The sequence below is a fragment of the Comamonas sp. MYb69 genome, from assembly GCF_037479315.1.
GTDB lineage: Bacteria > Pseudomonadota > Gammaproteobacteria > Burkholderiales > Burkholderiaceae_C > Comamonas.
In genome coordinates, this window is sequence record NZ_JBBGZG010000006.1 from 1 (window position 1) to 25,796 (window position 25,796).

Here is a 25,796-nt window from a genome sequence, read left to right on the forward strand (position 1 = left end):
TCATTGTGTTTACGGACAAGCAGGCTGTCGCCTGCAGTGAATTGGCCGTTTACACAAAATTCTGCACACCCTCGGACTGCAGGTTCTGGCCGTAGACGGACGGGGTAGTTATTGGCTTTCTGAAGGACCCGTCGCCAGCCCACTTCTTTGCCTGTCCAGGTGATCTCCAACTTCATTCGCAAGTCAGCCAACTGTTCAAGCTCCTCAAGCTCATGGTAGAAGCCACCTGTCTGCTCCTCAAAAGGCTCCAAACTTTCTTTTAACAGTCCTCTGTCAAAAGCCTCCTGCCCCGGCATCACATCGGTGATCCGCCACAGACCCAACAGCACGCCCTGCCCCGGCTGGTGCCCATAAAAGCCAATGATGAGGCCGCCTTGTTTATGTGGCCTAAGCTGCATGGCTTGGTACAAGGTCAAAGCCCGAGTTCCCAGAAATTTTTGCAAGGGATACTTCCCGGTCTTGTGCCTCATTAAGGTGACTGGTTGGGCAGTTGGATCGATTCCCCGTTCCTGAAGCAATCCGTATAGCTGGGTCGAGACCATGGTGGTTACGTTAAATAAGCGATGACGAAAATTATCAGTGATGAAAGTTTGAATTAAACCGAGTTGGCTAAAGACTCCGCACGCGGTTAACGAAACATGAAGGGACGCATACCCTGCATCAAGCGCATCCATGCCATTCGGAGTGTGCGTCGGCGCCAGTCAGCTGCGGTGCTGATCTTCGTCAGACTTTACCCACTGCTCAAGGTCTGTGGTGATCAGGTCATCAAGACCGAGCAAACCTTAACGAAACCTGAGGATGACTGCACATCTGTCCCAGCAGTGACCGCCTGGGTGGGGTCCCGTTCTTATGCTTGCATCCGTCACATGACAATTCCGTGACGCTTTCAAGAGGCTCAGCCCCCACCCAATGATTACTATGAAAAAAACCTTGTTGGCCGTTGCCGCTGCTGCGGCCCTTTCCCTGTCCGTATCGGGCTGCTCCGACAGCAGCGCATCCTCGCTGCGCTACAACGCCACGCTCGACCAGGCTTCGCAGGCCGAGAAAGCAGCAGTGCTGCAGACGCTGCAGGAACTGGTCAATATCGAGACGGGTACCAATGACGCCATCGGCATTCCGCAGATGGGCAACTACCTGGAAGCGCGCCTGCAGGCGCTGGGCGCCAATGTGGTGCGCCACAAGGCGGAAGCGGGTGTCGTGGGCGACAACATTGTCGGCAGCTTCCAGGGCAGCGGCACCAAGAGCCTGCTGCTGATGGCGCACATGGACACCGTCTACACCCGGGGCATTCTGGCCACGGCCCCCTTCAAGGTGGAGGGCGACAAGGCCTATGGCGCAGGCATTGCCGATGCCAAGGGCGGCATCGCCGTGATTCTGCACAGCCTGGGTTTACTGAAGGCGCAGAACTTCAGCAAGTTCAAGACCATCACGGTGATGTTCAACACCGATGAAGAAAAAGGCTCCTTCGGCTCGCGCGATCTGATCCAGCAGTTGGCAGCGTCGCATGATTATGTGCTGTCCTACGAGCCTTCGGGCCTGGAAGAAGGCTTTGGCACCGCCACCTCGGGCATTGCCTATGTGCAGGCGGTGGTGCATGGCAAGGCATCGCATGCAGGCGTGGCGCCCGAGGCGGGCATCAATGCGCTGACCGAGGCCTCGGCCCTGGTGCTGCGCACGCAGGACATCCAGGACAAGGCCAAGGAACGCGGCTTCAACTGGACCACGATGACCGCTGGCGGCAGCGCCACCAACATCATCCCGGACAAGGCCGTGGTCAACGCCGATGTGCGCTATGGCAAGAATGAAGATCTGGATCTGATGAAGGGCATGCTGGACAAGGCCGCATCGCTGCCGCATGTGCATGGGGCCACCATCGACATCAACCTGACCCGGGGCCGCCCCGCGTTCAACGCCACCGACGATGGCGTCAAGCTGATCCAGAAGGCCATCACCATCTATGCCGATGTGGGTGGCAAATCCGAGATGTACACCACGCGCGGTGGTGGTGGATCGGATGCCGCCTATGCCGCGCTGTCGGGCAAGCCAGTCATTGAAGGCCTGGGCCTGCCTGGCGCCAACTACCACTCCAACCTGGCCGAGTATGTGCTGACCGAGCCCATCGCACGGCGCCTCTACCTGTCGGCACAGCTGATCTCCGATCTGGGCCAGGGCATCTAAGCAGCCCAGCCCGCCTCTGCTCTCCAGGCGCCAGCCAACACTGGCGCCTTTTTATTTGTGGCATCCATTGCGAGCAACCACCCTTTGGATGCAGCGCCAGCACTGGCGAAAAAAGACGACGCCGCCGGTGCCTGCCCGCGTACGCGGTAACAGCGTGCCAGGCAGCCACTGCGGACTATCATTGCCAAGTCAGCGGGCAGCCTCGGCATGCATGCAGGCGCTGCCCGCCCCGAGCTTCAGAGGAGTCATGCCATGTTCTCTATGAGTGTTCCGTGGTGGGAGTTTGTGGTTCGCGGCTTTGTCGTTTACGCGTTCCTGCTGGTGTTTTTGCGGCTCACGGGCCGGCGCCAGATTGGCCAATACGATCCTTTCGATCTGATCTTGCTGCTGATCCTGTCGAACGCGGTGCAGAACTCGATGAACGCGGGCGACAACTCGCTGATCGGCGGGCTGATATCGGCCACGACCCTGATCGCCTGCCACTCCATCGTCGCGCAACTGAGCTACCGCAGCAGGCGGGTGTCGCGCTGGGTTGATGGGATCCCCAAGCGCTTGATCTCCAACGGCCAGGTCAACCGCCAGGTGATGGATGCCGAGCTCATCACCAGCGATGACCTGAAAGCGGCGCTGCGCGGCGCAGGCTGCCTGCACACCTACGAGGTGGAGCAGGCGACGATTGAGACCAATGGGCAGATAACGATTGTGCTGCGCAACCGCGACAGCTCCTCGGGAGCGTCGGATGCAGTCTAGGCCTTGAGCTGTTCGCGCAGTTTGAACTTCTGGATCTTGCCCGACGGCGTGGCCGGCATTTCTGGCAACACCACCAGGCGTTCGGGCAGGTAGTGGGGCGCCAGCTTCTGCGTCCGCAAGAAGTCGGTCAGGTCAGCCAGCGCCGGCTCGACTGCGCCAGGCTTGGGCACAATCACCGCGCAAGCCCGCTCGCCCAGGCGCTCGTCCGCATAGGCCACCATCGCAGCCTGTGCTACGGCCGGGTGCTTGTAGAGCAGTGCCTCCACCTCCACCACCGGAATATTCTCACCGCCGCGGATGATCACATCCTTGCTGCGGCCGGTGATGCGGATATAGCCCCGCGCATCCATGCGCGCCTGGTCGCCGGTGTCGAACCAGCCATCAGCAGTAGTGGCATTGAGATGCGGGCGTTTCAGATAACCACCAAAGTTGGAATTGGCCCGCACCCACAACTGGCCGATCTCGCCGCGTGGACGCTCCTGGCCCAGGTCGTCCAGCACCTTGACCTCGGCGCCGGGCAAGGGCAGGCCATCGGTCTCCACCGCGCGCAGCGCGCCATCGCCGGGCAAGGTGGTGGTGACGGCGCCATTCTCCGACATGCCCCAGGCCGAGATGATCTGCGCGCCCAAGGCGGCTTGCGCCTGCTCCACCAAGGGGCCGGGGATGGGCGCACCGGCACACAAGAATGTGCGCAGGCTGGGCACCGCCCCGCTGGCAGCCACTTCGCGTGACAGATCGGCCAGAAACGGCGTCGATGCCATCGTGAACGTACAGCGCCATTGCCGGATCAGCTGGGCGGCTGTAGCAGCGTTCCATACGTCCAGCAGCACCGCCGTGGCACCCAGCATCACCGGCATCATCAGCCCATACATGAAGCCGGTCTGGTGCGCCATGGGCGATGCCATCAGCACCACATCGTCACGCCCCAGCGCCAGGCGCTCGGCATAGGCGTGGATATTGGCCATCAAGGTATTGGAGGAGTGCATCACGCCCTTGGGCTCGCCTGTGGTGCCACTGGTGTAGATGAGCTGGGTGATGGCATCGGGCGGGGCCCGGTGGCGCCCCAGGATCTGCGCGGCATCGGCATCGCGCTCCCAGGCGGGCTGGGTCAGCAACGCCTCAAAACTGTCCGCGCCGGCACCACCGATGGCGACCACGTGCTGAAGCTGCGGTAACTGCGGCTGAATGCCTTTGAGCATCGCCTCGTAGTTCAGGTTGCGAAAATCCTTGAGCACCACAATCAGCTTGGCCTCCCCGTGGCCCAGCATGAACAGCAGCTCACGCTCCCGAAAGATGGGCATCAAGGGGTTGAGCACCGCGCCGATGCGCGCGCATGCCAGGTACAGCACCGTGAACTGCCAGACATTGGGCAACTGGCAGGCCACCACATCGGCAGGCCGCACACCCAGCTGCCACAAACCAATGGCCACCCGGTCGGCCATGTGCGCCAGCTGCACGTAGTTGAAGGACTGCGCAGCGCCCTCGCCCCTGCGCTGCGCCACTAGCGCGAGCCGGTCGGGCCACAGCTGCGCGGCCTGGTCCAGCGCATCGTTGATGGTGGTGTCGCGCCACCAGCCCTGGCTGCGCATTTGCGCACGGCGCGGCGCCAGCAATACGGCATCAAATTGCATGCTTGTCTCCTGTGGGTTGGGGCTCCGCGCTTGTTGGCTGCGCTTGGGAGCGAATCACGAGGCTATGCCGGCACGGCCTGCCTGCCCGCCCGGTCGCGGGCAATGATGGTCTTCATGATCTGGGCCGTGCCATCACCGATCTGAAAGCCCAGCACATCGCGCAGGCGCTGCTCCATCACGCCCCGGTCGTAGCCGCCATGGCCCAACATCAGGAGGCACTGGTGGATGCAGTCATAGGCCAGCTTGGGGGCCCACCATTTGCACATGGCCGCCTCGGCGCTGTGGGGCTTGCCCTGGTCCTTGAGCCACAGCGCCTGCAGGCACAAAAGGCGCGCGGCGCTGACCTGCGTATCCAAATCCGCCAGCGGGTGCGACACCCCCTGAAACGCCGACAGGGGCTTGCCAAAGGCCTGGCGCTGGGTGACGTACTGCCAGGCATCGTCGAGCGCCGCACGCGCCACGGCCAGCACCTGCAGGCCGATCAGCGCGCGCGAATAGTCAAAGCCCTGCATCACCTGCACAAAGCCCTGGTTCTCATCACCCAGGCGGTGCGAGAGCGGTACACGCACGTTGTCAAAGAACAGCGAGCCTCGGCCAATGGCGCGCTGGCCATGGCAATCAAAGCGTCTGCGCGTGATGCCAGGTGCATCCATGGGCACCAGCAACGCCGTCACGCCATGCGCGCCCGATTCCACCGTGCCGGTGCGGCCAAATACCACGGCGATATCGCACTGGTCTGCGGCAGAGATCGAGGTCTTCTCGCCGTTGATCACGTAGCCTTCTGCATCGCGCTCAACGCGCAGACGCAGGTTGGCCGCGTCCGAGCCGCCCCGGGGCTCGGTCAGCGCAATCGCGCACAGCGCCTCGCCTGCCACCATTTTTTGCAACCAGGGCCCAGTCACCTCCGGCTGGCCATGGGCGGCCAGGATCTGCGCATTGAGCGATGCCAGCAGCGGCACATAGGACATGCTCAGATCGGCGCGTGCCAGCTCCTCATGCACCACGCCAGCGGCCAGGCAGCCCAGGCCCTGGCCGCCCAGCTGCTCGGGCAGCTCAGGGGCAATCAGGCCCATGGCGCCCATCTCGCGCATCAGCGCACGGTCCAGCACGCGGGTCCGGTCGCGCTCCAGAAAGCCCGGCGCCACGCGCGCATCAGCAAACCGGCGCACCGATGCCGCCAGGGTCATCAAGTCATCGTTCAGGTACGGATTCATGGGCACCTCTTGCGGCAGGCTGCGTTACTTGGCGTGTTTGCGGAAATCGGGCTTGCGCTTCTCCTTGAGCGCCGCCACGCCTTCGCGCGACTCATCGGTGTCGTAATACAGCTTGAGCGCATACATGCCCATGCCGGCAATGCCCGCCTGGTGCGCGGTGTCCATGTTGAAGCTGCGCTTGGCAATCGCAATCGCGGTGGGGCTGCGCTCGCAGATGGTCTCGGCCCATTCCTGCACGGTGGCATCGAGCTGCTCTGGCGCCACGCAGAGATTGGCCAGGCCCATGGCGACCGCCTCTTCGCCCGAGTAGCGCTTGTTCAGGTACCAGATCTCGCGCGCCTTTTTCTCGCCCACCACGCGCGCCAGGAACGCCGTGCCATAGCCCGGGTCCACCGAACCCATCTTGGGGCCCACCTGGCCAAAGACGGCCTTGTCCGAGCAGATCGTCAGATCACAGATGGTGCACAGCACATTGCCGCCGCCAATCGCATAGCCCTGGACGCGAGCGATTACGGGCTTGGGCACATTGCGGATGGCGTCGTGCAGCTCTTCCATCGGCAGGCCGATGGTGCCACGGCCATCGTAGTTGCCATCGTGGGCCGACTGGTCGCCACCGGTACAAAAAGCCTTGTCGCCCGCGCCGGCCAGCACGATGCAACCCACGCTTTTGTCATAGCCCGCCTTGTTCAGCGCGCGGATCAGCTCGTCGCAGGTGGTGCCGCGAAAGGCATTCATCTTCTCGGGCCGGTTGATGGTGATCCAGGCCACATGGTTGCGCACGTCGTAGAGGATGTCTTCGAATTCCATGTCAGTCTCCTTGTGATTTTTGGGGGCCTTCAGCCGGCCATCGTCAGGCCGCCCGATACGCTGATGACCTGGCCGGTCACATAAGCGGCATCGGCGGAGGCAAAGAACAGGATGGCGCCGGGCAAGTCCTCGGGCTGGCCGATGCGGCCCAGCGGGATCGCGCGGGTAAAGGCCTCGAGCAGCTTGTCGGGGTTGCCCGCGCCCTCCTTGTAGCTGGCGAACAAGGCGGTATCGGTGGGGCCGGGGCAGACCACGTTCACGGTGATGTTGTGACGGGCATGCTCGCGTGCCAGGGTTTTGGACAGCGCCACCAGCCCGCCCTTGCAGGCGGCATACACCGCCTCGCCCGAGGAGCCCACGCGCGCCGCGTCAGACGCGATATTGACGATGCGCCCCGCCTTGCGCTCTGCCATGCGCGGCAGCACCGCATGGTGCATGTGCAAGGCGCCTACCAGGTTGATGGCAATCAGCTGCTGCCATTCCAGTTCGTTGGTCTTGGTGAAGGGCTTGAACACATCCCAGCCAGCGTTGTTGACGAGCACATCAATCGCAGCCCATTGCTCGGCCTGCTGCACGGCGGCATCGACACTCGCCCGGTCGGTGATGTCGCAGGCCAGCGCCTGCGCCAGGCCGCCGGCCGCCGCAATCGCATCGGCCACCGCCTGCGCGGCGCCCAGCTGCTTGTCGAGCACCGTCACCCGGGCGCCTTCGCCCGCAAAGCGTTTGCAGGTGGCCCCGCCAATGCCGCCACCGCCACCTGTTACTACAACATGTTGCCCATCAAAACGTGCCATGATTCCACCTTTCTTGCGCATTGCATCGTTTAATTAGACAATATATTTACACAAATGCCGTGCCATGGCAATATTCCGATCATGAGCAAAACCGCCAAAACACCTAGAGAAAACCCGAATCAGCTGCGCACCGATCTGGCCAATCGGCTGTACTTCAAGCTCTACCAATGCGCCAACATGTTGCATAAAACAGGCACCAAGGCGGTCGAGGCCCAGGGCCTGACCACACAACAGTGGGCGGTGATGGGCGCGCTGTCGCGGCCCGAATCCGCGCAGGGCATGGGCATGGGCGACCTGGCCCGCTACCTGTTGGTGAGCCGCCAGAACCTGACCGGCCTGCTGTCACGCATGGAGGCCGCCGGCTATGTGCACAGCGTGCCCGACCCGGCAGACAAACGCTCCCGCCTTGTGCAATTGACGCCAGCCGGGCAGCAGGTGTGGCAGCACGATGCGGCTGAGTCGATTGGCCGCTATTACGAGCAGGCGCTGGAGGGCTTCTCGAGCAATGACATGGTGCACACCCTGCACTACCTGCTCAAGCTGCTGGACAACATGAAGGCGATCGATGCGCAGCAGAATGCGGGTAAGGAAGAGAGCTGAGCGCCGAAATACCCGAACCCGCGCAGCTTCAAACACCGAGGCCGCCTATGCCGTACAAAACAGCTCGACCGCATGGCACTAGCCTGATTTTCAATAACCAGTACCGCTGACAGTGCCCTCACTCCAATACCCAATTCGATAACGCTCTGCCTGGGTGATTGATAAATCAACAATCAGTAACCATCGCAATGAACAATAACTGCCATCTCGCCATAGCCACATGCCACACTCGCGGGTTGTCAAAATCCATGAGGGATGGAATACATGCTCGGAAAAATAGAAAGTGCGCTGCTGTACCTGATGCGCCTGGTGATGGTGGTACTGGTGTTGTTCACCTTGTTCAACTTTGCGCTGTGGAGTTGGGGGGCTGCGCACAAACCCTCCTCTGGAGCCATCGAAGAAACCCACCAAAACCGTGACTGGGCTGCACTCAAAATCAGCGAAGAAGAACTCAAGAAGATTACCTATTCTGACTTTGGCTATGACGATACCAACCAGACCTTGAGCGATGCCAAACTGGCCGCCGACCCTGCGGTAGTAGCGGCCTTTGCCGAGGTAGACGCGGTATTGCGCGCCGCGATCGAGCGCGACCCTGCGCAGCGTAAAAAGCTGGAGCGTGATAACGACGAGCCAGGCCTGGCACCCGTGCAGGCACTGCCCGCGCTGGTGGAAACCATGCAGGCCAAAGAGCGGGCCAGCCAGGAGATGGACGCGGTAGACGCGGCGGCGGCAGCCACTGCAGCGGCCTCGGATGCGGCCGACAGCGAAGGCTGGAAACCCCAGCCCACCAGCATCGGCGAGGTGCTGCTGCAGCAAACACGCAGCATTATCAGCAGCTATGGCTATGAGGCAGGCCGCTCGTTCACGCTGGGCGCACCACAGGCGCTCAAAGCCCTACTGGCCGACCCGCAAGTGCAAAAGGGAATCAACAAGCAAACCACGTCGATGGTGGTGACGAATCTGCTGCTCAACTATGGCATTGTGTTCAGCGCCAAGGCGGGTGAGAGCGAGATGTCAACAGCCAAGCCCAGCTGGCTGGAGCGCCTGATCGAGCCCAGCAATCTGCTGGTGTTCACCGTGCTGCTGTGGTCGTTCGTGTTCTTGATGATGATCGTGGTCTTCCTGCGCGTGGAACGTCATCTGCGCACCATGTCGCAGGACGGTAAGGCACTGGCTCAGCGCTCGTCCTAGACTAAAACGCCATTGTCCGCCAGCGACCACCCGTCAACCGGCGCACACTGAGACGGAAGAATCCAGGAGAGCGCAAGCTCTCCTTTTTTCTGGCGACCGTAATTGGGTGGGAGAACTGCCACTCCGGGTACCGAAAAGGAGTACATGGCGGAGACTCCGGTGCGCCGTCCAAGCGCAGGGTTGCTGCGGCCCGGAGATAACGAGCAATACAAAAAGGCTCGATACCATCGAGCCTTTTTAAGCATGCGCACGGAAGGCGCTTGACGCGCTTTCTTACTTTTGCTGCGGTAGCTTTTCTTTCAGATAGGGGCCATCAAGCAGTGCATTCTGCCCGGTCCGCAGCGCCATGCTATTGGCCTGTATTGTCAGCGGCATGTAGTTGGGCGCGGCACGGGCAATCGCTGCGCTGACCAACATCCCGATCAAGCCACCGTTGGAGTTGTTCGGGGAATATTGCATGCGCTGCGTGTTTTTCCAGAGCTCTTCACCGGTTTTACTGACAAGCCGGTACTCAAAGTCCACCGTCACTGTCGTCGACAGAATGATGTACTGCGCATCCCACTGGTTGATGGTCACAAACAGCACCGCATCGGCCCCAAACATCTTGGCGATGGTCTCGGGCGGTTGCTCATGCACGCGCTCAGGCTCGTAGAAGCCCTCCTGCTCCAGCACCATCTTGGTCGTGTTCACCGGGAAGACGTAGTAGCCTTTTTCCGCAATCGGCACGGGCAATGCGCTCAGCACATAGTTGGGTGCATCCACATCCAGCGACTTGTTGACGATCGGCACGACGACGATCGAGCGCGGGTTGGCGGCTTCATAAGCGGCCAGATCGCGCTTGGGCGCTGTGGTTTGGCAGCCTACCAACAAAGCGCTGCTTGCAATCAGCAGCAAGGTGGAGATTCGAGAGATGAAACCCTTCATGACGTGACTTCTCCGTTCGCCTTTTTGTCGCTGGTCGCCGGGGTCGCTTTGGAGCGGCTCTCCAGCGTCTTGATCATCGAATCCATCAGCGTGCGGCTTTCCGGCCAGAGTTCGCGCTCCTTGTTGTACTGCGCGATGGCCTCATCGGTCTTGCCTGCCTGCAGGTAGAGCGATCCCAACTCGGCATACAGACCTGGTGCCACCTTTTGCTTGGCCTGCGTCATCGCAGCGATATGGGTTTCCAGCTTGGTTTGCAGCTCTACCACCGTCTCTGGGCTCTTGTAGGTGCTGTAGAGCGCTGCATCGTAGCCACCCCACTCGTACAGATTCTGATTGGTTGCGCAACCCGTCATCAACGCGAGCGCCGCTCCCGCAGCCGCATACCGGGCAGCGGATCGCAGCCCTTGAACATGCTTGTCGAAATACTTCATGTGTACTGACTCTTAGCGAATGTCGAACGTCTTGGTCACACCGTCACCCACGTAGAACTTCTCGTTGATGAACGTGTTGCCACTGCCTTGCACCACGAGCTGATGCGTTCCGGGCTCTACTTGCAGGGCCGCTTGCCCTGCCTGGAACTGACCTGCCGTTCCGACCTGCAGACCGTCCAGCACCACGGCTGCATTGCCCAAGCTTTCATGGGCCAGACGGAAAGTGATCTGTGGCTTGAGGGACACCACACCCTGTTTTTCGGTGGGCATCTGAACACAGGCGGTGAGGCTTGCGCCTGCAATCAGTGCACCTAGCACCAGCGCGGCTCCACGCAATCCCTTGAACATCATTTTCACTTTCCTCCCTCATGCAACACGACCAGCGAATGGGCTGGGTGCTTGCCCAGATCGCCCGAGACCACACTGGTGACGGCACCTTCGTTGAGTTCGTTGTCACCAAACAGCGCATCCACACGCAGCTGTGCAATCTTCTGACCTGGCAAGGTGATGATGGCACCAGTCTGCGGCGACTTGATCTGCTCACCAGCCGTCTGCACCGCCAGCGTCATGCCCGGTTGCAGCCCCTGGCTCTTGCCACCGCTGATGTAGATGCGGCCGCCTTCCACTTTGAGAATTGCAGTCGACCAGGGGCGGCGATTCATTTCAGTGGAGAGCTTGCTCACCGCTTCGGATACAGCCTGACGGATGGCAGCATCATTGAGCGTGCCGTCATAGCCAGCCCGCGAGCCAAAACCAAAAGTGGACGACACCTCATTGGATGCTTCGCCAGCACCGGATGTGGCAAAAAATACATGGCCCGTGCGCGTATCCACCAAACGGATATCGACCTTGGCAAATGCCACCTGCTTTTTCGAAGCCGATGCAAAGCCAGAACTGCCAACCGTCTTGCGCCCGAACTCGGAAAGCGAGCCGACAATCAGAGCATCAACGCCAATCAGGTCGAGCTTTTGTTGGGCCAACTGGCTTTCTGCCTGGACCTTGCTGATGTCTGGGCGTTCAAACACCAGATATGCACCCGATTCCGTCAACGCCTTGCTGAACAGATCCGTCACCTGCTTGCCCAGTGGATCTCCATCCTTGTCGCGCAACAGGGACTGCCCATAGGCCGTTTCATTGGACAAACGTCCCAAGGCGACCTTGCGCTTGAGCGTTGGGGTGGCCGTTGCCTGCGCAAGGGTGCTGGCTTGCGCTGCTTTTTGCTCAGTCTGCGATTGTGGCGCCTGCTTGGTCTCGATCGGCGCTTACTGCGTGGCGCACCCTCCCAAGCTCAGCAATACCGCCACTAGTGCACCTGAAGTACCCGCTTTTAATGCAAATCGCATTTCTCTTCCTTTTGCGTTCAATCCCATAAATCAGCTTTGGTGTCAGAATCCGGACGACTGTCCTTGCGCATAGAGATGCCAGACCTTTGTCCTGCCGAAGATAAATCCCTGGAGCGAGTGCCCAACTATAGGTTAAGTTTTATTGCTTTTGTGACAGGCAGTAATTGTATGACCTACGCGGCTGCATCCCACTCCATGGAGAAAACCGTGAATGCCCAGTCGCCATCGCTCGATGGGGACTGGAATTCGCTCGGTCACCCCATGTGTAGCAGCGGAGGCTGAGACCCGATCCGTCGCCATGCATCATAGAAATATGAAGACGCTGCAAGACCGGAGTTGACAAATTTTAAGAATTGAACAACCACACTCTGGCCAAGCCGTTCCACCTGCACAACACTGCCACTGAACTGCAGCGGCAAACTACTCTCTATTGGACGACTTCAAAAATCTCTGTACCTATGCACCCATTACTTGGACACAGCCTGCTGATTTCAGGCATTGCCTTGGCAATACTGGCCCAGCTTGGAATGGCTATTTTTGTGTTCAGATCTCAGCCCTTAAAATTTCTGCTCTGCTTATTGGTCCCGTTTTATATCGTTGTCTGTGCTCAAAAAACACCGACAGGAAAGCGCTTTCTGGCAGCTTGGTACGTAGGGATAGCGATTTTTGCCATGGGAGGTGTACTGTCCAGTTAAGCAACAGGGGGTATGCATGGTGGCCAGAATGGCAAGGCGCTTGCTCAGCGCGCCTCTTGGATTCAAGCGCCGTATTTCTTATGCGCCGGCTCAATTTTCCTGTGGTCGCAGTCAAAGAAGAAATACGCCGACTTCACTCCCGCCTCACCCTGGGCTCAACGTCGCCACACAGGGGATTTTTAGTATGGAGGAATGAAACTTCCAAAGCCTTCCTCCCGAGGTCAAGCAGCTGGCCTCATCATCGGCGCACTGGCTCTAGCCAACATCCTGACCACATGGGTGCTGATCAGCAACCTGGATGCGATGCTCTACCCCGTCGAGGCCGACGCCATCATGATTCCCATAGCCAACAACTTTCTTAATTCGCTGCATCTCTTGCTCTGGTCAAGCCTGGGCATCGTCCTGCCCAGGCATCACATCGGATGGCGCATCGCGAGTCGTATTCTGGTTGGGGTAGCCGCCATGTATGCCCTGGCGTTGGTGGTGTATTGGTGGTACCCGTTTCACTATTTCGCGGGTGCATCATTTCTGCCGACCGTGGTGGCCTGTACATGGGCTCTCTGGTTGCCCCTATCCAAACCGCAAGATCGGCCCACTCCCCATGCCTCAGGTCCTAGGGGTGATGCGCCGGCTGGTAAAGGCAGCGCAGCCCAGCAGCCCCATCGATAACAGCACCAACATTCCCTCTGACAGCCCAGGAACGGGAACGGCCACAGAAGGAGGAATAACCACAGGCGCAGCAGCCTCCCCGTCGTCATCGGCAATCTGAATGGAAGCCACCGATGTGCCCGCCAGCAAGCTGTAGTCGCCAGGGTTGGCCGCTGGCGCGATGGCAACCGACACGGTGACCTGGCCATCGCCTCTCACGGTATTGGCGGTGGCCGTGACCGTGCAGCTCGCCGTGCTGGCGCCCACTGCAATCTCCAGCGGACCGGCGCAACCACTGTAGCGCGCCGTGTCCCCGGAGGTGCTCAGCTCCACGGTCAGCGCAGTCTCTGCAGGCCGGCTCAAACTCAGGGTGCAGCTAGCAGTCTGTCCCTCGGAATCCAACAGCTGCGCCTTATCGCACTGGATGGAGGCCGTGGGCGGCACCACTTCGAAGTTGGCCGATACCGAGGCCAGTGGTCCGACCACTTCGATATTGTCGATGGCGCCCACAAAGCCGCTGGAGCCATTGCCGGCGCCACCCTCGACTGCAAAGACCACCATGTCGGCAAAGCGCGGGTCGGCCTGGAAGTCCGAAAATGGCCGTCGGATGTTGGGATCAAAGCCACCTTGCGCCGCACTGCGCCCTTGCCAAACGATGCCGTGGAGCATATCGGCGGTGGTCCATTGGCCCAGTCCCACACCGTGCACGCCGGCGATGTCCGGGGTGTAGACCAGGGTCTGCGTATGCACCCCTTGCGCATTGCGCAGGTACAGCCGCAGCACGGGCGCCTGGTCCACCACATCGGTGCTGTGCACCAGCCATTGGTAGGAGACGGTGGTCAGCTCCGACAGCTTGCCAAAGGTCGCCGCAGGGTAGTAAGCCAGTCCCGCCTTGGACGAGGTGACGGGCAAGTCAAGGCGCAGTGAGCCATTGCCGCTGTTCGGGAAATCGGTAGTGACCTGCGCCAGGCCCGCGCCTGTCAGTCCCACCTGCCCCCACTGGTTGGGGCCACTGCTGCCCCATTGGAATGTCGCCTCCGGCACCACATCCGCTGCAGCCACCACGGCAGCGCTCGCGCCCTGTGCCCATAAGCATGCCCAAAACCAGACCGCGCCCACTGAACAGATGCGAAACAACAGCTTCATAGTCACTCCAAACGTTGGAACGCATTGTTGTTTCTAGATGTAAACAAGTCCAGCGTTTTATTATTTATTTCTATCGCACTGATGTTTTTTGGGGATGTGTGGGGGTGCCAGCAGCAACGGTGTCAGCACCAGAGCTGCGGTCATTCCGCTGTTTCACGATGCCAGCGCAGGCTCAAAAAGCCCAGCACCAGCGCAAAGACCGTCAGCAGCACCAGCACCAGCCCGCCCAGCTTGGGAGCGGGTCTGGACAGGACGCCAGACGCTTGCTCGGTCACGGCCTCCATGCTGTGTCGCACGCGGTGGTATACCGTCTCATCGTCTTGCACTCGCGTACTGGCTGCCGCATGTATGTCCGGACCGGGCAAGGCCACCCCTTGCGCCCATGCGCTGGCCAGCCGTCCTGCGTAGGCCCCTTGGCTCTCTGCCGCCGTGTGCTGCGACACCAGGTTGAAGTCCGCCGACATGTCTCGGGACGAGACAGCAGTGGGCACGGCATGCGCGAGCAAGCAGCCCGATGCCATCCACCACCCCAGGATCAAACGCCTGCACAACCTCATTTCAGCAGCCATATACAGAAATTAACAATGTTGCTAACTATCGGACCGGGCCCGCTCACGGTCAATCCCCAAAATTAGTGAATATGTACTACGGCTGTCCTGCGCGTTGCAGGCTGGTGCTGGTGCCCGTCTGCGTCTCCAGTCACGCGGTAAGACCGCCCGATTTGGATGCCGCAAACGCTTCCCGGCCTTCTCAGCGATCCCATCAGATCAAAATACCAGCACCATCTAAAAATTGCGTGCTATAATTGACGGCTTAGCGGCTGTAGCTCAGCTGGATAGAGTACTTGGCTACGAACCAAGGGGTCGTGGGTTCGATTCCTGCCAGCCGCACCAAACGTAAAGCCTCAGAGTAGCAATGCTCTGAGGCTTTTTCGTTGCTGGGTACTGGGTATTGAATATTGGGTAGTGCCTGGCTCTTTCACACCCATCCATGAAAAAAGCCGATTTCCATCGCGGAAACCGGCTTGCGGTCAGCACAGCGCCTACGCGCTGAGTGCTTATTTGCTTGGGCGAATCAGCACATACTGCGTCCACTCACCCCGGCGGAACAGCACGTTGACGGGCTTGGACTTGTCGGCCTTGGCCACGGCGGCGTCAAACTGCTTGACGTCATTGATCTCGGTATTGGCAATTCCCAGGATCACATCGCCTTGCTTGAGACCAGCACGGGCAGCAGCCTCATCGGCCGACACAATCTGCACGCCCCCCTTGAGGTGCATGGACTTGCGCTGTGCATCGGTCAGATCCGTGACGACCAGGCCCAGCTGCTGGGCAGCGGTGGAAGGCTTGGACTTCTCTGGCTCCTTGCTGGTGGCAGCAGCATCTGCAGCGGCATCCGACGGAATCTCGATGATGGTGATCGGCAGGTCCAAGGTCTTGCCACGGCGGAACACCGTGACGGTGCTCTTCGAGCCTGGCTTGGTATTGCCCACCCAGCGCGGCAGATCCGCGAGCTTCTCCAGCGGCTTGCCATCGAACTTGGTGATGATGTCGCCCGCTTCCACGCCGGCCTTCTCGGCAGGCGAGCCGCTTTCCACACCCGTCACCATCGCGCCCTGGGCCTTGCCCAGACCGATGGATTCAGCCACATCCTTGCTCACGGTGGAGATTTGCACACCGATCTTGCCGCGCACCACGCGGCCGGTCGCGCGCAGCTGGTCGCTCACGCGCACCGCTTCATCGATCGGGATCGAGAACGAGATACCCATGAAGCCGCCCGAGCGCGAATAGATCTGGCTGTTGATACCCACGACCTCTCCACGCATGTTCAGCAGCGGGCCGCCGGAGTTGCCGGGGTTGATGGCCACGTCGGTCTGGATAAAGGGCAGGTAATCACCGGTGTCGCGCTGCTTGGCCGACACAATGCCTGCGGTCACCGAGTTTTCCAGCCCAAAGGGCGAGCCAATGGCCATCACCCATTCACCCACGCGCAGGCGGTTCACATCGCCAATCTTGACGGCGGGCAGGCCGGTGGCGTCGATCTTCACGACGGCCACATCGGTGCGCTTATCGGCGCCCACGATCTTGGCCTTGAACTCGCGCTTGTCGGTCAGCGTCACGATCACTTCATCGGCGCCATCGACCACATGCGCATTGGTCATCACATAGCCGTCAGCCGTCAGGATAAAGCCCGAGCCCAGGCCACTGGGCACCTCATCGCCATCGGCGCCAGGTCGCTGGGGGCGTTGCTGCTTGGGAATGCTGGGCACCGGCAGACCAAAGCGCTTGAAGAACTCCAGCATCTCGGGGTCGAGGCCGCTTTGGCTTTGGCGGTTGGACACCTTCTCCATCGTGCGGATATTGACCACCGATGGGCCCACCTGGTCGACCAGGTCGGTGAAATCAGGCAGGCCACGCACCACGGCAGGTGCGGGGGTCTGGGCTGCTGCCGGCAGCATCATTGCGCTGCTGACGGACAGGATGGCCGCCAGCGCACTGATCTGAAAAGGCTTCCAACGCTTTAGAGACATATCACTCCTCAATTTGACAATATGGCGGCAGCGCATGCGCAGCGGTTCAAACGCTTTGCCCATGGTGCCGTGCCGCAATTGGAGGGGCAATAGGCCTCAAGGTTCCAAGCGTGCATCACCATCAGATAGGCGGTAAACCACAGGTTTCAAGCCTCGGTGCGCGAAAGGCATAAAAAAACACCTGCCAGGCAGGTGTTTTTCAAAGGGTTCAGCGCATCATCAGCACAGGCGCGATGCCTTGTCGGCGCAGCCATCGCTGCGCTTTTCGGCATTGAAAGTGGCATTGCGCAAGAAGCCCGCTGGCATCTGCAGATTGGCGGTGCCGCCAATCTGGCCGCGTGCCGCCAGCAATTCATCCAGGCGCGGATCACGCAGCATGATGCTGGAGTTCTGGCCCACCGTCACTTGCTGCTGCACCAGGCCTTGGGCATTGGACGCCGCCGGCCTTGGCGATGCAGCCGATGCAACCACCTGCGGCGCAGCAGCCCCTGCCATCTGCTGGCGTGCCTCTTGGCCGGCGCCACCCGAGAGCAAGCCGATACTGTTCCAGCCCACCATCGCCACAGCGGCCACGGTGGCAAAGCCGGCCACCATCTTCCAGCGGAAGACCGAGTGGTTGGCGGCATCCTGTACGGCAGCAGCCGGCTTGACGGCCTGCACAGCGGCTGCGGCTGCGGCCACGGCCGGCACGGCGACCGCGCCTGGCGCGGGCTGGCCCTGGGCCACCAACGGCGGCTCCAGCGCCAGCTTGGCATTGAGCGCATCCAGAAATGCCAGGCTGTCGGAGCACGGCGCATGCGCCGAGCGCATCAGATCGCCAATGACCTGGTAGGACTGCACCGAGGCGTAGCAGGCCTCGTCCTGGGCCAACTCCGGCAGCTCGGCCAGCAGCTGGCTGAGCGCCTGGTCGTCCAGCTCACCATCGACCCAGGCGGACAGCTGCTCACAGGCTGCCTGCGTGCTCTTGTTCGATGCTTGGTTTTCGAGATTCATAGCCATATTCCTAGCGGGCCCCAGGCCCTTGCAGCCAGTCATCACACTCATATCAGCTACCAACGCTTGCCAGACTGGCGTTCAAGCATGGGTTTTACCTTGGCGGAAATCGCCTCGCGGGCGCGGAAAATACGCGACCGTACCGTACCGATGGGGCAATCCATCGCAGCGGCAATGTCTTCATAAGACATGCCTTCAATCTCACGCAGCACGATAGCCTGTCGCAGGTCCTCGGGCAGCGCGTCCATCGCCGTATTCACCGCCTGGGCAATTTCCTGGGCGGCAATCACCGTTTCCGGCGTCTCATCGGTCGTTAGTTCACGCCCGGGCACATAAGTTTCATCGTCATCGTCTTTTCCGCGCAGCGCACTCTCGGTCATCACCGGATTGCGGCTGAGCTCGACCATCGCCTTCTTGGCGGTATTGACGGCAATCCGGTACAGCCAAGTGTAGAACTGCGCGTCACCCCGAAACTGCGGCAGCGCGCGGTAGGCACGCAAAAAGGTCTCCTGGGCCAGATCGGGCACCAGATCCACATCGCGCACCATGCGCCCGATCAGGCGCTCGATGCGGCGCTGGTACTTGAGCACCAGCAGGCCATAGGCTTTTTGATCTCCTGCCACCGTGCGCTGCACCAGGTGCAGATCGCTGTCATTTGCATTCGGGGTACTGGCCGTTGGCGTTCCCGTCATAAAAGAGGCCCTCTTGGCGCTACAAGCTTGCAGCTATTGTTGTGGTTGTTCAGCTGTAGGCTTACACCTGATGGATGTTCTGCGGTTCAGCGGCAAGCGACGAGTATAAAACCCGACGAATATCCGGCCAGCGCTCTGGATTAGCGGCTTTCGCCACAAGCAGCCACTGACCGGGACCCCGGCTTGGCAGCCCCTGGGCCTGCAGCAATATCCAGGATTGCCCATCCATCAGCACAGCCAGTTGCGCAAGCGCCTGGCGCTGCTCGAGCGCCAGCGGGCCCTGCCCAAGGCACCACTGAGAGCCGGTCCAGCACAAACAAGTTCCCCGCGGCCACAGCGGCATGCGCCAGACCAGCCCGGTCGCCAGTGCCAGCACGGCCACCGCCAAGGCGCGCGGCAGCGCCGAAGGAGCTGCTGCATGCATCCAGACCAGGCACAGCACCGTGACCAGGCACACCCAGCCGGCCAAAAGCAGGCGGATGCGGCTTGGGCTCACCAGCGCAAAGGACTGCAGTGCCATCAAGGCAAGTGGGCGATGCTGGAGCATGGCTGGGCGGCTATTGACAGAGGCATCACCCCATTTTGCAATGCACCCATCAGCGATCCCGCAGGGCAAACCCCCGTGTAGCAGCTCCAACACCGTGTTGACCGGGGCAGCGCAAAAACAACAAAGGCCTCTGTCACAGAGGCCTTATCGAAGCGTGACTGGGGCGGCGCACCAGGCGCCAACCCGCATCAAACCCGCTTGAACACCAAGGTGCCGTTGGTGCCGCCAAAACCAAAGTTGTTCTTGACGGCGATGTCCAGCTTGGCGTCGCGCGCGGTGTTCGCGCAGTAGTCCAGGTCGCATTCCGGATCCTGGTCCACCAGGTTGATGGTCGGGGGAATCTTCTGGTCCTTCAAGGCCATCACGGTAAAGACGCTTTCCAGACCGCCAGCACCACCGAGCAAATGGCCGGTCATGGACTTGGTCGAGCTGACCACCAGTTTCTTGGCGTGCTCGCCCATGGCGGCCTTGATGGCATTGGTCTCATTGAGGTCTCCCAGCGGCGTGGAGGTGCCGTGGGCATTGAGGTAGTCCACCTGGTCGGCGTTGACACCTGCATTGCGCAGAGCGGCCAGCATGGCGCGGCGCGGGCCGTCCATATTGGGCGCGGTCATGTGACCGGCGTCAGCGCTCATGCCATAACCCAGCAACTCGGCATAGATCTTGGCACCACGGGCCTTGGCATGTTCGTACTCTTCGAGCACGACGATACCGGCACCCTCACCCAGCACAAAGCCATCACGGCCCTTGTCCCAGGGGCGCGATGCCGCCTTGGGATCGTCATTGCGTGTGGACAGCGCGCGCATGGCTGCGAACCCCCCCACACCCAATGGAGAAACAGTTGCTTCGGTACCACCTGCAATCATGACGTCGGCATCGCCGTACTCAATCATGCGACCGGCTTCACCAATGCAGTGCAAACCTGTCGTGCAAGCAGTCACCACCGACAGGTTCGGGCCCTTGAAGCCAAAACGCATCGATACATGACCTGCGACCATATTGATAATGGACGCGGGAACAAAGAAAGGCGTGATGCGACGCGCACCACGGCGCTCATACTCACCGTGCGTGTTCTCGATCAGTGGCAGGCCACCAATACCAGAACCAATCACACAGCCAATACGAGTTGCGAGCTCTTCATCCAGTGCCTCGCCCAAAGGCAGGCCGGCGTCTTTCACTGCCTCTTGGGCAGCGGCAATGCCGTAATGAATGAAGGAGTCCATCGTGCGTGCTTCCTTGGCACTCATATAGGACTCAAGATCGAAACCTTTGACCTCACCTGCAATCTTGCAGCTGAAATCGGTGGTGTCGAACTTGGTAATGAGGTCAATGCCGGATTGACCGGCCAAAATGTTGGACCAGGCTTCAGCAACCGTGTTACCCACGGGGCTGATGCAACCCAGACCAGTCACGACGACGCGACGGCGACTCATGCGTTACAACTTTCTTGTTGATCTCTCGGAAGATTGGCAGCAAGACACTTGCGCCACAAGGGCGCCAAGTGCATGCGCAATCAATTAAGCCTTTTGGTGGCTGTTGGCGTAGTCGATGGCGTTCTGCACCGTCGTGATCTTCTCTGCGTCTTCGTCAGGGATCTCGATCTCGAACTCATCTTCCAAAGCCATCACCAGTTCCACGGTGTCCAGCGAGTCAGCGCCCAGGTCGGCTACAAAAGCCTTTTCGTTCGTTACTTGAGACTCTTCCACGCCGAGTTGCTCGGCGATGATTTTCTTGACACGTGCTTCGATATCGCTCATGGTTTCCCTCTGGGGGTTGTGAATGAACCCGCGATTCTAGCTGCTTCAGCAATACCTGAGTGCAACTTGCCGTCGCGAGGAAACGGCATTCAACTTTCGTCAAATCTACATATACATGCCGCCATTGACATGCAACTCCTGCCCGGTCACATAACCGGCGCCATCTGAGGCCAAATAGACCACAGCGTTGGCAATGTCTTGCGGCTGTCCCAGCTTGCCCAAGGCAATCTGCGACTGAAGTGCTTTCTTCTGCTCTTCGGGCAACTGGGCCGTCATATCGGTCTCGATGAAACCAGGCGCCACGCAGTTGACCGTGATGCCACGGCTGCCCAGCTCCTTGGCCAGCGAGCGCGTCATACCTGCCACACCCGCCTTGGCGGCCGCGTAGTTGGCCTGACCGGCATTGCCCGATGCACCCACCACACTGGTGATGCTGATGATACGGCCAAAACGCTGCTTCATCATCGGACGGATGGCGGCGCGGCTGGCACCGAACACGGCCTTCAGATTGGTGCCCAGCACGGCATCCCAGTCCTCGTCCTTCATGCGCATGGCCAAGGTGTCGCGGGTGATACCGGCGTTGTTGACCAGCACATGCAGACCGCCCTGGGTCTTGACCAGACTGTCAATCAGCGCGTCAACGGCAGCGCCATCGTTCACATCCAGTGCCACGCCACGCGAGCCGGCAAAGGCCGACAGCGCTTGCGAGATCTTGGCAGCGCCGTCTTCGGTGGTTGCCGTGCCGATCACCTGGTAGCCGGCAGCGCCGAGTGCCTGGGCAATGGCGGCGCCAATGCCGCGCGATGCGCCAGTAACGAGGGCAACTTTGGCGGTTGAGGTGGTTTCCGTCATGCAATGGCTCCTTTGGTTTCTTGCAAAGTGGCGGGATCATACAGGGCCACACCGACGAGTTCGGGGTCGATGCGCTTGGTCATGCCGGTGAGCACCTTGCCCGGGCCGCATTCGACCAGGTGGGTGGCGCCCAGCGCACGCAGGCGCTGCACGCACTCAACCCAGCGCACAGGGCCAAAGGCCTGGCGGTAGAGCGCATCACGGATGGCATCGGCATCGGTAGGCAGCGCCACATCGATGTTGTTGAGCACCGGAATCTGGGGCGCAGCCAGTTGCAGCTCTGCTAGCGCCAGCTTGAGCTTTTCAGCGGCGGGCTTCATCAGGCTGGAATGGAAAGGCGCAGACACGGGCAGCGGCAGCGCGCGCTTGGCACCGGCTTCCTTCACGGCCAGGCTGGCCGCTTCCACCGCAGCCTTGGAGCCGGCGATGACCGTCTGGCCAGGGTCGTTGAAGTTCACCGCCTCGACCACCTCAGTGCCGCCCAGTTGGGCCGTCACCTGGGCGCACACGGCCTTGACCTTGTCGGCATCCAGGCCCAGCACTGCCGCCATGGCGCCAGCACCCACAGGCACGGCCTCTTGCATGGCAGCGCCCCGCAGGCGCACCAGCGGCGCGGCCTGGCTCAGGGTCAGCACACCGGCAGCCACCAGGGCGGAATACTCGCCCAGCGAGTGGCCAGCAACCGCTATCGGCATGGGGCCGCCTTCGGCTTGCCAGACACGCCATGCCGCCACACCAGCGACCAGCATCACGGGCTGGGTGTTGGCGGTCAGCGCCAGCGTTTCTTTGGGGCCGTTCTGGATCAGCGCGCCCAGGTCTTCGCCCAGCGCATCAGAGGCTTCCTGCAGCGCCTGGACAACGGCGGGGTGGCCACCCCAGGCATCGAGCATGCCCACAGACTGCGAGCCTTGGCCCGGAAATACAAATGCAAAAGCGCTCATGTCTCGGTTCAATCAGTTTTTTATCAATCAGCGGATGACAGCGGTCTCGGCAACGCCGAGACTTGCTACATCGTCAGCAGCACCGCACCCCAGGTGAAGCCACCGCCCACGCCTTCGAGCATCACATTCTGCCCGGGCTTGACCTGGCCGCTGCGCACGGCGTGGTCCAGCGCCAACGGGATCGAGGCCGCCGAAGTATTGCCATGCTGGTCGACGGTGACGACGACCTTCTCCGGCGCGAGTTTGAGCTTGCGCGCCGTGCTCATCATGATGCGCAGGTTGGCCTGGTGCGGAATCAGCCAATCGATATCGGCTTCCTGCATGTTCGCCTTTTCCAGCGCGGCGCGTGCGGCCTTGTCCAGCACACCGACGGCGAGCTTGAACACCGCCTGGCCATCCATGCGCAGCAGCGGCGAGCCAATCACCTGGCCACCCGAGACATTGCCCGGCACGCACAGAATGTCGACATGGCTGCCATCGGCATGCAACTCGGTGGCCAGGATGCCGGGCTTGTCAGACGCCTCCAGCACCACAGCGCCGGCGCCATCGCCAAACAGCACGCAGGTGGTGCGGTCATTGAAGTCCAGAATGCGGCTGAATACCTCGGCACCCACCACCAGCACGCGCTTGGCGCTGCCGGACTTGATCATCGAGTCCGCCACCGTCAGTGCGTAGACAAAACCGCTGCACACCGCCTGCATGTCAAACACCGGGCAGCCATTGGCAATGCCCAGCTTGTGCTGCAGGATCGCGGCGGTCGAGGGGAAGACCATGTCCGGCGTCGAGGTTGCGACGATGATCAGGTCGATATCGCTGGCCTGGATATTGGCGGCCTGGAGCGCGTTCTTCGAGGCCTCCAGCGCCAGATCGCTGGCTACGACATCAGGCGCTGCAAAATGGCGCGCCTTGATACCGGTGCGCTCCACAATCCACTCGTCGGAGGTTTCCAGACCGCGCGTGGCCATCTCAGCGGCCAACTCATCATTGGTGACACGACGTGGCGGCAAGTAGCTGCCAGTGCCGATAATGCGGGAATAAATACTCATCGAATTCAGGTAGGAGACGTCACGGTTTTGGCAGCAGCATTGCTGTCTGCCGACATCAGCAGGGGCGCTGCCGTCTGAATCTTGGTTTGCACACGCCCCAGCAAATCATTGCGGGCGGCATCATAGGCGCGCCGCAAGGCATGCTCATACGCCACCGCGTCGGCCGAGCCATGGCTTTTGAAAACCAGGCCGCGCAATCCGAGCAATGCAGCCCCATTGTAGCGGCGGTGGTCCACCCGCTTCATCAAGCGCGCCAGCACCGGGTAAGCGATCACTGCGGCGATCTTCGTGAGCAGGTTGCGCTTGAACTCTTGTTTGAGCCCGTTGCTGATCATGCTGGCAACGCCTTCGCTGGCCTTGAGCGCGACATTGCCGACAAATCCATCACAGGTCACGATATCGACCGTGCCCTTGAAGATGTCATTGCCTTCGACATTGCCGTAAAAATTGAGGTAACCCGACTGGCCAGCGGTGCGCAGCAGCTCGCCGGCGCGCTTAATGACCTCGCTGCCCTTGATGGCTTCTTCACCAATATTGAGCAGGCCGACGGTGGGGTTTTCTTTGTTTTCCAGGGCGCTGACCAAGGCCGAGCCCATGACGGCGAACTGCAGCAGATGCTCTGCACTGCAATCCACATTGGCGCCCAGGTCCAGCACCGTGGTGGCGCCGCCCTTGGCGTGGGGAAGTTGGGTGGCGATAGCTGGGCGGTCGATGCCCTCCAGCGTCTTGAGCACATAACGGGCAATGGCCATCAGCGCCCCGGTATTGCCCGCCGACACGGCCGCCAGTGCGGCGCCTGTCTTCACCTGGCTGATGGCCACCCGCATCGAAGAATCCTTCTTCTTGCGCAGGGCCACTTCCACCGGGTCATCCATAGTGACCACTTCGCTTGCAGGCACGATGGTGGCACGCTCGTGCTGAAAAGACTGCAATGCCTCAGCCTGCCCGACCATCAACAGATGGGCATCAGGGTGGCTATCCAAAAACTTCTTGCATGCGGGTAGCGTGACACGGATACCTGCGTCCCCACCCATGCAATCCACGGCCAGTGTGATCATTCGTTCGGTAATTCTTTGACGTTGTTCGCACCGAGTTCCAGCTCGGCGCGCAGCGCGCCGCAAACTGGCAAGAAATAAAAAAGGCCCGCGCTACTATGTAGCTGCGGGCCTTTTTTATACAGCTATGGCTTAGGCTTCCGACTTGTTCTTCAGCACTTGGCGGCCACGGTAGAAACCGTTGGGGCTGATGTGGTGGCGCATGTGGGTTTCACCGGTGGTGGGTTCCACAGCGATGCCAGGCACGTTCAGTGCGTTGTGCGAACGGTGCATGCCGCGCTTGGAAGGGGATTTCTTGTTTTGTTGAACAGCCATGATGGCTCCTGAGTCTTGAAAGGGTTGGTGACATGGCCTGCGCAATCACAAACGCATGCCCGAAATTTACGCGACTAGCCCATTAAAGACACGAGGGATTCGCGCGAAGCCTCAAATTATAGCAAAGATCGCAAGCAGGCTTCAAGCCACCCGAACTAGGATTGGTTTTTATCGATGCGCAGCGATGCCAGCGCCGCGAAGGGATTGGCTTTTTCCGCAGGGCGGTCGTCAAAATCCTGGGTGGCGGACTCCAGCTTCACATCCACCGGGCAGACCTCGTGCATCGGCACCATAGGCAGTGCCATCAGCAACTCATCCTCGATCAGCTCCAGCGCATCGATCTGGGGCGCCAGCACCAGCACATCTTCTTCGCTCTCGTCATCGAGCGCTGCCGCCGTGGCCTCGTCCTTCACAAAGCGGAAGGAGCGGCTGCTTTCCACCGCCACATCCACCGGGCGCATGCAGCGCTGGCACTGCAGCTGCACCTGGGTTTCGGCATGCAGGTGCAGCCAGGCCTGGCCGGGGCCGCCGGTCGATTCCACCCATTCACCATCGAGCACCCAGCGCACGGGCTCGGCCGCAGCGGCCTCGCCGCGCTGGTCTTCGGCCAGCAAGCGGGCCAGCTGCCCCAGGGGCAACTCACCTTCCAGCGAAGCGTTTTGGTGGGCAAAAGCCTTGATCTCAAGGCGATTGACTGAAAATTCCTTTGTCATGCG

The 25,796-nt window shown here is 60.8% G+C and carries 29 protein-coding genes and 1 tRNA gene; 7 read left to right on the top strand and 23 right to left on the bottom strand.

All coding sequences use genetic code 11. The features are described from left to right. Positions 1-674: hypothetical protein (locus tag WH303_RS09845; protein ID WP_339518230.1), on the bottom strand; the 674-nt coding region annotated here is incomplete at its 3' end. Between the two features lie 244 nt (positions 675-918). Here WH303_RS09845 and WH303_RS09850 point away from each other — a divergent pair. Next, positions 919-2,178, top strand: a complete 1,260-nt coding sequence (locus WH303_RS09850) for a glutamate carboxypeptidase (RefSeq protein ID WP_339518231.1) — start codon at positions 919-921, stop codon at positions 2,176-2,178. Between the two features lie 252 nt (positions 2,179-2,430). After that, a complete protein-coding gene (locus WH303_RS09855) occupies positions 2,431-2,928 on the top strand; it encodes a DUF421 domain-containing protein (RefSeq protein WP_021027972.1) in 498 nt (165 codons plus the stop codon). Here the strand turns inward: WH303_RS09855 and aliA are convergent. From aliA to WH303_RS09875, 4 genes are all read right to left on the bottom strand, one after another. Next, positions 2,925-4,559 carry a cyclohexanecarboxylate-CoA ligase gene (aliA, locus tag WH303_RS09860; RefSeq protein WP_339518232.1) on the bottom strand — a complete coding sequence of 545 codons (1,635 nt, stop codon included), beginning with the start codon at positions 4,557-4,559 and terminating at the stop codon, positions 2,925-2,927. The genes WH303_RS09855 and aliA overlap by 4 nt on opposite strands. A gap of 62 nt (positions 4,560-4,621) precedes the next feature. Further along, positions 4,622-5,773, bottom strand: a complete 1,152-nt coding sequence (gene aliB, locus WH303_RS09865) for a cyclohexanecarboxyl-CoA dehydrogenase (protein WP_339518233.1) — start codon at positions 5,771-5,773, stop codon at positions 4,622-4,624. Positions 5,774-5,797: 24 nt separating this feature from the next. Beyond that, on the bottom strand, positions 5,798-6,580 hold the full coding sequence (gene badI, locus WH303_RS09870) for a 2-ketocyclohexanecarboxyl-CoA hydrolase (protein WP_339518235.1): 783 nt from the start codon (positions 6,578-6,580) through the stop codon (positions 5,798-5,800). A 29-nt stretch (positions 6,581-6,609) separates the two neighbouring features. Beyond that, on the bottom strand, positions 6,610-7,374 hold the full coding sequence (locus WH303_RS09875; protein ID WP_339518237.1) for an SDR family oxidoreductase: 765 nt from the start codon (positions 7,372-7,374) through the stop codon (positions 6,610-6,612). 81 nt (positions 7,375-7,455) lie between these two features. Here WH303_RS09875 and WH303_RS09880 point away from each other — a divergent pair, with 81 nt between their 5' ends. Together WH303_RS09880 and WH303_RS09885 are read left to right on the top strand one after the other, a co-directional pair. Next, complete coding sequence (locus WH303_RS09880; protein ID WP_312988412.1) at positions 7,456-7,974, top strand: MarR family winged helix-turn-helix transcriptional regulator; 519 nt, start codon at positions 7,456-7,458, stop codon at positions 7,972-7,974. Positions 7,975-8,238: 264 nt separating this feature from the next. Then, on the top strand, positions 8,239-9,165 hold the full coding sequence (locus WH303_RS09885; protein ID WP_339518240.1) for a hypothetical protein: 927 nt from the start codon (positions 8,239-8,241) through the stop codon (positions 9,163-9,165). A 273-nt stretch (positions 9,166-9,438) separates the two neighbouring features. On the opposite strand, the gene WH303_RS09890 is transcribed toward WH303_RS09885, so the two are convergent. From WH303_RS09890 to WH303_RS09905, 4 genes are read right to left on the bottom strand one after another with little or no spacing between them, the layout of a single operon-like run. Beyond that, the gene (locus WH303_RS09890) at positions 9,439-10,089 is read right to left on the bottom strand and encodes a DUF799 domain-containing protein (RefSeq protein WP_339518241.1); all 651 of its coding nucleotides are present in this window, start codon (positions 10,087-10,089) and stop codon (positions 9,439-9,441) included. Then, a complete protein-coding gene (locus tag WH303_RS09895; protein ID WP_339518243.1) occupies positions 10,086-10,520 on the bottom strand; it encodes a DUF4810 domain-containing protein in 435 nt (144 codons plus the stop codon). Before WH303_RS09895 ends, WH303_RS09890 begins: the two co-directional genes overlap by 4 nt. A gap of 12 nt (positions 10,521-10,532) precedes the next feature. Next, entirely contained in the window at positions 10,533-10,871 is a 339-nt protein-coding gene (locus WH303_RS09900; RefSeq protein ID WP_339518245.1) for a hypothetical protein, read from the bottom strand. A gap of 2 nt (positions 10,872-10,873) precedes the next feature. Next, complete coding sequence (locus tag WH303_RS09905) at positions 10,874-11,776, bottom strand: CsgG/HfaB family protein (RefSeq protein WP_339518468.1); 903 nt, start codon at positions 11,774-11,776, stop codon at positions 10,874-10,876. 440 nt (positions 11,777-12,216) lie between these two features. Here WH303_RS09905 and WH303_RS09910 point away from each other — a divergent pair, with 440 nt between their 5' ends. After that, the gene (locus tag WH303_RS09910; protein WP_339518246.1) at positions 12,217-12,558 is read left to right on the top strand and encodes a hypothetical protein; all 342 of its coding nucleotides are present in this window, start codon (positions 12,217-12,219) and stop codon (positions 12,556-12,558) included. 192 nt (positions 12,559-12,750) lie between these two features. Then, entirely contained in the window at positions 12,751-13,227 is a 477-nt protein-coding gene (locus tag WH303_RS09915; protein WP_339518247.1) for a hypothetical protein, read from the top strand. Here the strand turns inward: WH303_RS09915 and WH303_RS09920 are convergent. Both WH303_RS09920 and WH303_RS09925 read right to left on the bottom strand, forming a co-directional pair. Next, entirely contained in the window at positions 13,165-14,352 is a 1,188-nt protein-coding gene (locus tag WH303_RS09920) for a hypothetical protein (RefSeq protein WP_339518248.1), read from the bottom strand. The two genes, WH303_RS09915 and WH303_RS09920, sit on opposite strands and share 63 nt — an antisense overlap. 140 nt (positions 14,353-14,492) lie before the next feature. Further along, on the bottom strand, positions 14,493-14,843 hold the full coding sequence (locus WH303_RS09925) for a hypothetical protein (protein WP_339518250.1): 351 nt from the start codon (positions 14,841-14,843) through the stop codon (positions 14,493-14,495). A 325-nt stretch (positions 14,844-15,168) separates the two neighbouring features. Between WH303_RS09925 and WH303_RS09930 the strand changes: the two genes are divergently transcribed. Then, positions 15,169-15,245, top strand: a tRNA-Arg gene (locus WH303_RS09930). Between the two features lie 164 nt (positions 15,246-15,409). Here the strand turns inward: WH303_RS09930 and WH303_RS09935 are convergent. From WH303_RS09935 to WH303_RS09990, 12 genes are all read right to left on the bottom strand, one after another. Next, positions 15,410-16,882 (bottom strand): DegQ family serine endoprotease, encoded by a 1,473-nt coding sequence (locus tag WH303_RS09935; RefSeq protein ID WP_043341130.1) that lies wholly within the window; start codon positions 16,880-16,882, stop codon positions 15,410-15,412. A 219-nt stretch (positions 16,883-17,101) separates the two neighbouring features. Beyond that, positions 17,102-17,875, bottom strand: coding sequence for a sigma-E factor negative regulatory protein (locus tag WH303_RS09940; RefSeq protein ID WP_339518251.1), 774 nt, complete (start codon positions 17,873-17,875; stop codon positions 17,102-17,104). Positions 17,876-17,931: 56 nt separating this feature from the next. Continuing rightward, positions 17,932-18,567 (bottom strand): RNA polymerase sigma factor RpoE, encoded by a 636-nt coding sequence (rpoE, locus tag WH303_RS09945; protein WP_182343191.1) that lies wholly within the window; start codon positions 18,565-18,567, stop codon positions 17,932-17,934. Positions 18,568-18,628: 61 nt separating this feature from the next. Next, positions 18,629-19,114, bottom strand: a complete 486-nt coding sequence (locus WH303_RS09950) for a hypothetical protein (RefSeq protein WP_339518253.1) — start codon at positions 19,112-19,114, stop codon at positions 18,629-18,631. Between the two features lie 188 nt (positions 19,115-19,302). Next, positions 19,303-20,547, bottom strand: a complete 1,245-nt coding sequence (fabF, locus tag WH303_RS09955; RefSeq protein WP_021027955.1) for a beta-ketoacyl-ACP synthase II — start codon at positions 20,545-20,547, stop codon at positions 19,303-19,305. Positions 20,548-20,631: 84 nt separating this feature from the next. After that, on the bottom strand, positions 20,632-20,871 hold the full coding sequence (gene acpP, locus WH303_RS09960; protein ID WP_021027954.1) for an acyl carrier protein: 240 nt from the start codon (positions 20,869-20,871) through the stop codon (positions 20,632-20,634). A gap of 105 nt (positions 20,872-20,976) precedes the next feature. Further along, complete coding sequence (gene fabG, locus WH303_RS09965) at positions 20,977-21,723, bottom strand: 3-oxoacyl-ACP reductase FabG (protein ID WP_021027953.1); 747 nt, start codon at positions 21,721-21,723, stop codon at positions 20,977-20,979. Then, positions 21,720-22,664, bottom strand: coding sequence for an ACP S-malonyltransferase (gene fabD / locus WH303_RS09970; protein ID WP_339518257.1), 945 nt, complete (start codon positions 22,662-22,664; stop codon positions 21,720-21,722). The genes fabG and fabD overlap by 4 nt, the downstream gene beginning before the upstream one ends. A 65-nt stretch (positions 22,665-22,729) precedes the next feature. Next, positions 22,730-23,710 carry a beta-ketoacyl-ACP synthase III gene (locus tag WH303_RS09975; RefSeq protein WP_312988766.1) on the bottom strand — a complete coding sequence of 327 codons (981 nt, stop codon included), beginning with the start codon at positions 23,708-23,710 and terminating at the stop codon, positions 22,730-22,732. A 5-nt stretch (positions 23,711-23,715) separates the two neighbouring features. Then, complete coding sequence (gene plsX / locus WH303_RS09980) at positions 23,716-24,768, bottom strand: phosphate acyltransferase PlsX (protein WP_021027950.1); 1,053 nt, start codon at positions 24,766-24,768, stop codon at positions 23,716-23,718. A gap of 129 nt (positions 24,769-24,897) precedes the next feature. Beyond that, positions 24,898-25,080 (bottom strand): 50S ribosomal protein L32, encoded by a 183-nt coding sequence (gene rpmF / locus WH303_RS09985; RefSeq protein ID WP_021027949.1) that lies wholly within the window; start codon positions 25,078-25,080, stop codon positions 24,898-24,900. Positions 25,081-25,235: 155 nt separating this feature from the next. After that, positions 25,236-25,793, bottom strand: coding sequence for a YceD family protein (locus WH303_RS09990; RefSeq protein WP_339518259.1), 558 nt, complete (start codon positions 25,791-25,793; stop codon positions 25,236-25,238). Positions 25,794-25,796: the final 3 nt, after the last annotated feature.

Excerpts from the sequence above, each read along its gene's own strand:
- fabF (WP_021027955.1), bottom strand. The coding sequence starts at position 20,547 with ATGAGTCGCCGTCGCGTCGTCGTGACTGGTCTGGGTTGCATCAGCCCC.
- WH303_RS09890 (WP_339518241.1), bottom strand. The coding sequence starts at position 10,089 with ATGAAGGGTTTCATCTCTCGAATCTCCACCTTGCTGCTGATTGCAAGC.
- fabG (WP_021027953.1), bottom strand. The coding sequence starts at position 21,723 with ATGACGGAAACCACCTCAACCGCCAAAGTTGCCCTCGTTACTGGCGCA.
- rpoE (WP_182343191.1), bottom strand. The coding sequence starts at position 18,567 with ATGACGGGAACGCCAACGGCCAGTACCCCGAATGCAAATGACAGCGAT.
- WH303_RS09880 (WP_312988412.1), top strand. The coding sequence starts at position 7,456 with ATGAGCAAAACCGCCAAAACACCTAGAGAAAACCCGAATCAGCTGCGC.
- plsX (WP_021027950.1), bottom strand. The coding sequence starts at position 24,768 with ATGATCACACTGGCCGTGGATTGCATGGGTGGGGACGCAGGTATCCGT.
- fabD (WP_339518257.1), bottom strand. The coding sequence starts at position 22,664 with ATGAGCGCTTTTGCATTTGTATTTCCGGGCCAAGGCTCGCAGTCTGTG.
- WH303_RS09950 (WP_339518253.1), bottom strand. The coding sequence starts at position 19,114 with ATGCTCCAGCATCGCCCACTTGCCTTGATGGCACTGCAGTCCTTTGCG.
- WH303_RS09990 (WP_339518259.1), bottom strand. The coding sequence starts at position 25,793 with ATGACAAAGGAATTTTCAGTCAATCGCCTTGAGATCAAGGCTTTTGCC.
- aliA (WP_339518232.1), bottom strand. The coding sequence starts at position 4,559 with ATGCAATTTGATGCCGTATTGCTGGCGCCGCGCCGTGCGCAAATGCGC.
- WH303_RS09915 (WP_339518247.1), top strand. The coding sequence starts at position 12,751 with ATGAAACTTCCAAAGCCTTCCTCCCGAGGTCAAGCAGCTGGCCTCATC.
- acpP (WP_021027954.1), bottom strand. The coding sequence starts at position 20,871 with ATGAGCGATATCGAAGCACGTGTCAAGAAAATCATCGCCGAGCAACTC.
- WH303_RS09875 (WP_339518237.1), bottom strand. The coding sequence starts at position 7,374 with ATGGCACGTTTTGATGGGCAACATGTTGTAGTAACAGGTGGCGGTGGC.
- WH303_RS09855 (WP_021027972.1), top strand. The coding sequence starts at position 2,431 with ATGTTCTCTATGAGTGTTCCGTGGTGGGAGTTTGTGGTTCGCGGCTTT.
- rpmF (WP_021027949.1), bottom strand. The coding sequence starts at position 25,080 with ATGGCTGTTCAACAAAACAAGAAATCCCCTTCCAAGCGCGGCATGCAC.
- WH303_RS09885 (WP_339518240.1), top strand. The coding sequence starts at position 8,239 with ATGCTCGGAAAAATAGAAAGTGCGCTGCTGTACCTGATGCGCCTGGTG.
- WH303_RS09850 (WP_339518231.1), top strand. The coding sequence starts at position 919 with ATGAAAAAAACCTTGTTGGCCGTTGCCGCTGCTGCGGCCCTTTCCCTG.
- WH303_RS09895 (WP_339518243.1), bottom strand. The coding sequence starts at position 10,520 with ATGAAGTATTTCGACAAGCATGTTCAAGGGCTGCGATCCGCTGCCCGG.
- WH303_RS09935 (WP_043341130.1), bottom strand. The coding sequence starts at position 16,882 with ATGTCTCTAAAGCGTTGGAAGCCTTTTCAGATCAGTGCGCTGGCGGCC.
- aliB (WP_339518233.1), bottom strand. The coding sequence starts at position 5,773 with ATGAATCCGTACCTGAACGATGACTTGATGACCCTGGCGGCATCGGTG.
- badI (WP_339518235.1), bottom strand. The coding sequence starts at position 6,580 with ATGGAATTCGAAGACATCCTCTACGACGTGCGCAACCATGTGGCCTGG.
- WH303_RS09940 (WP_339518251.1), bottom strand. The coding sequence starts at position 17,875 with ATGAATCTCGAAAACCAAGCATCGAACAAGAGCACGCAGGCAGCCTGT.
- WH303_RS09920 (WP_339518248.1), bottom strand. The coding sequence starts at position 14,352 with ATGAAGCTGTTGTTTCGCATCTGTTCAGTGGGCGCGGTCTGGTTTTGG.
- WH303_RS09975 (WP_312988766.1), bottom strand. The coding sequence starts at position 23,710 with ATGAGTATTTATTCCCGCATTATCGGCACTGGCAGCTACTTGCCGCCA.
- WH303_RS09900 (WP_339518245.1), bottom strand. The coding sequence starts at position 10,871 with ATGATGTTCAAGGGATTGCGTGGAGCCGCGCTGGTGCTAGGTGCACTG.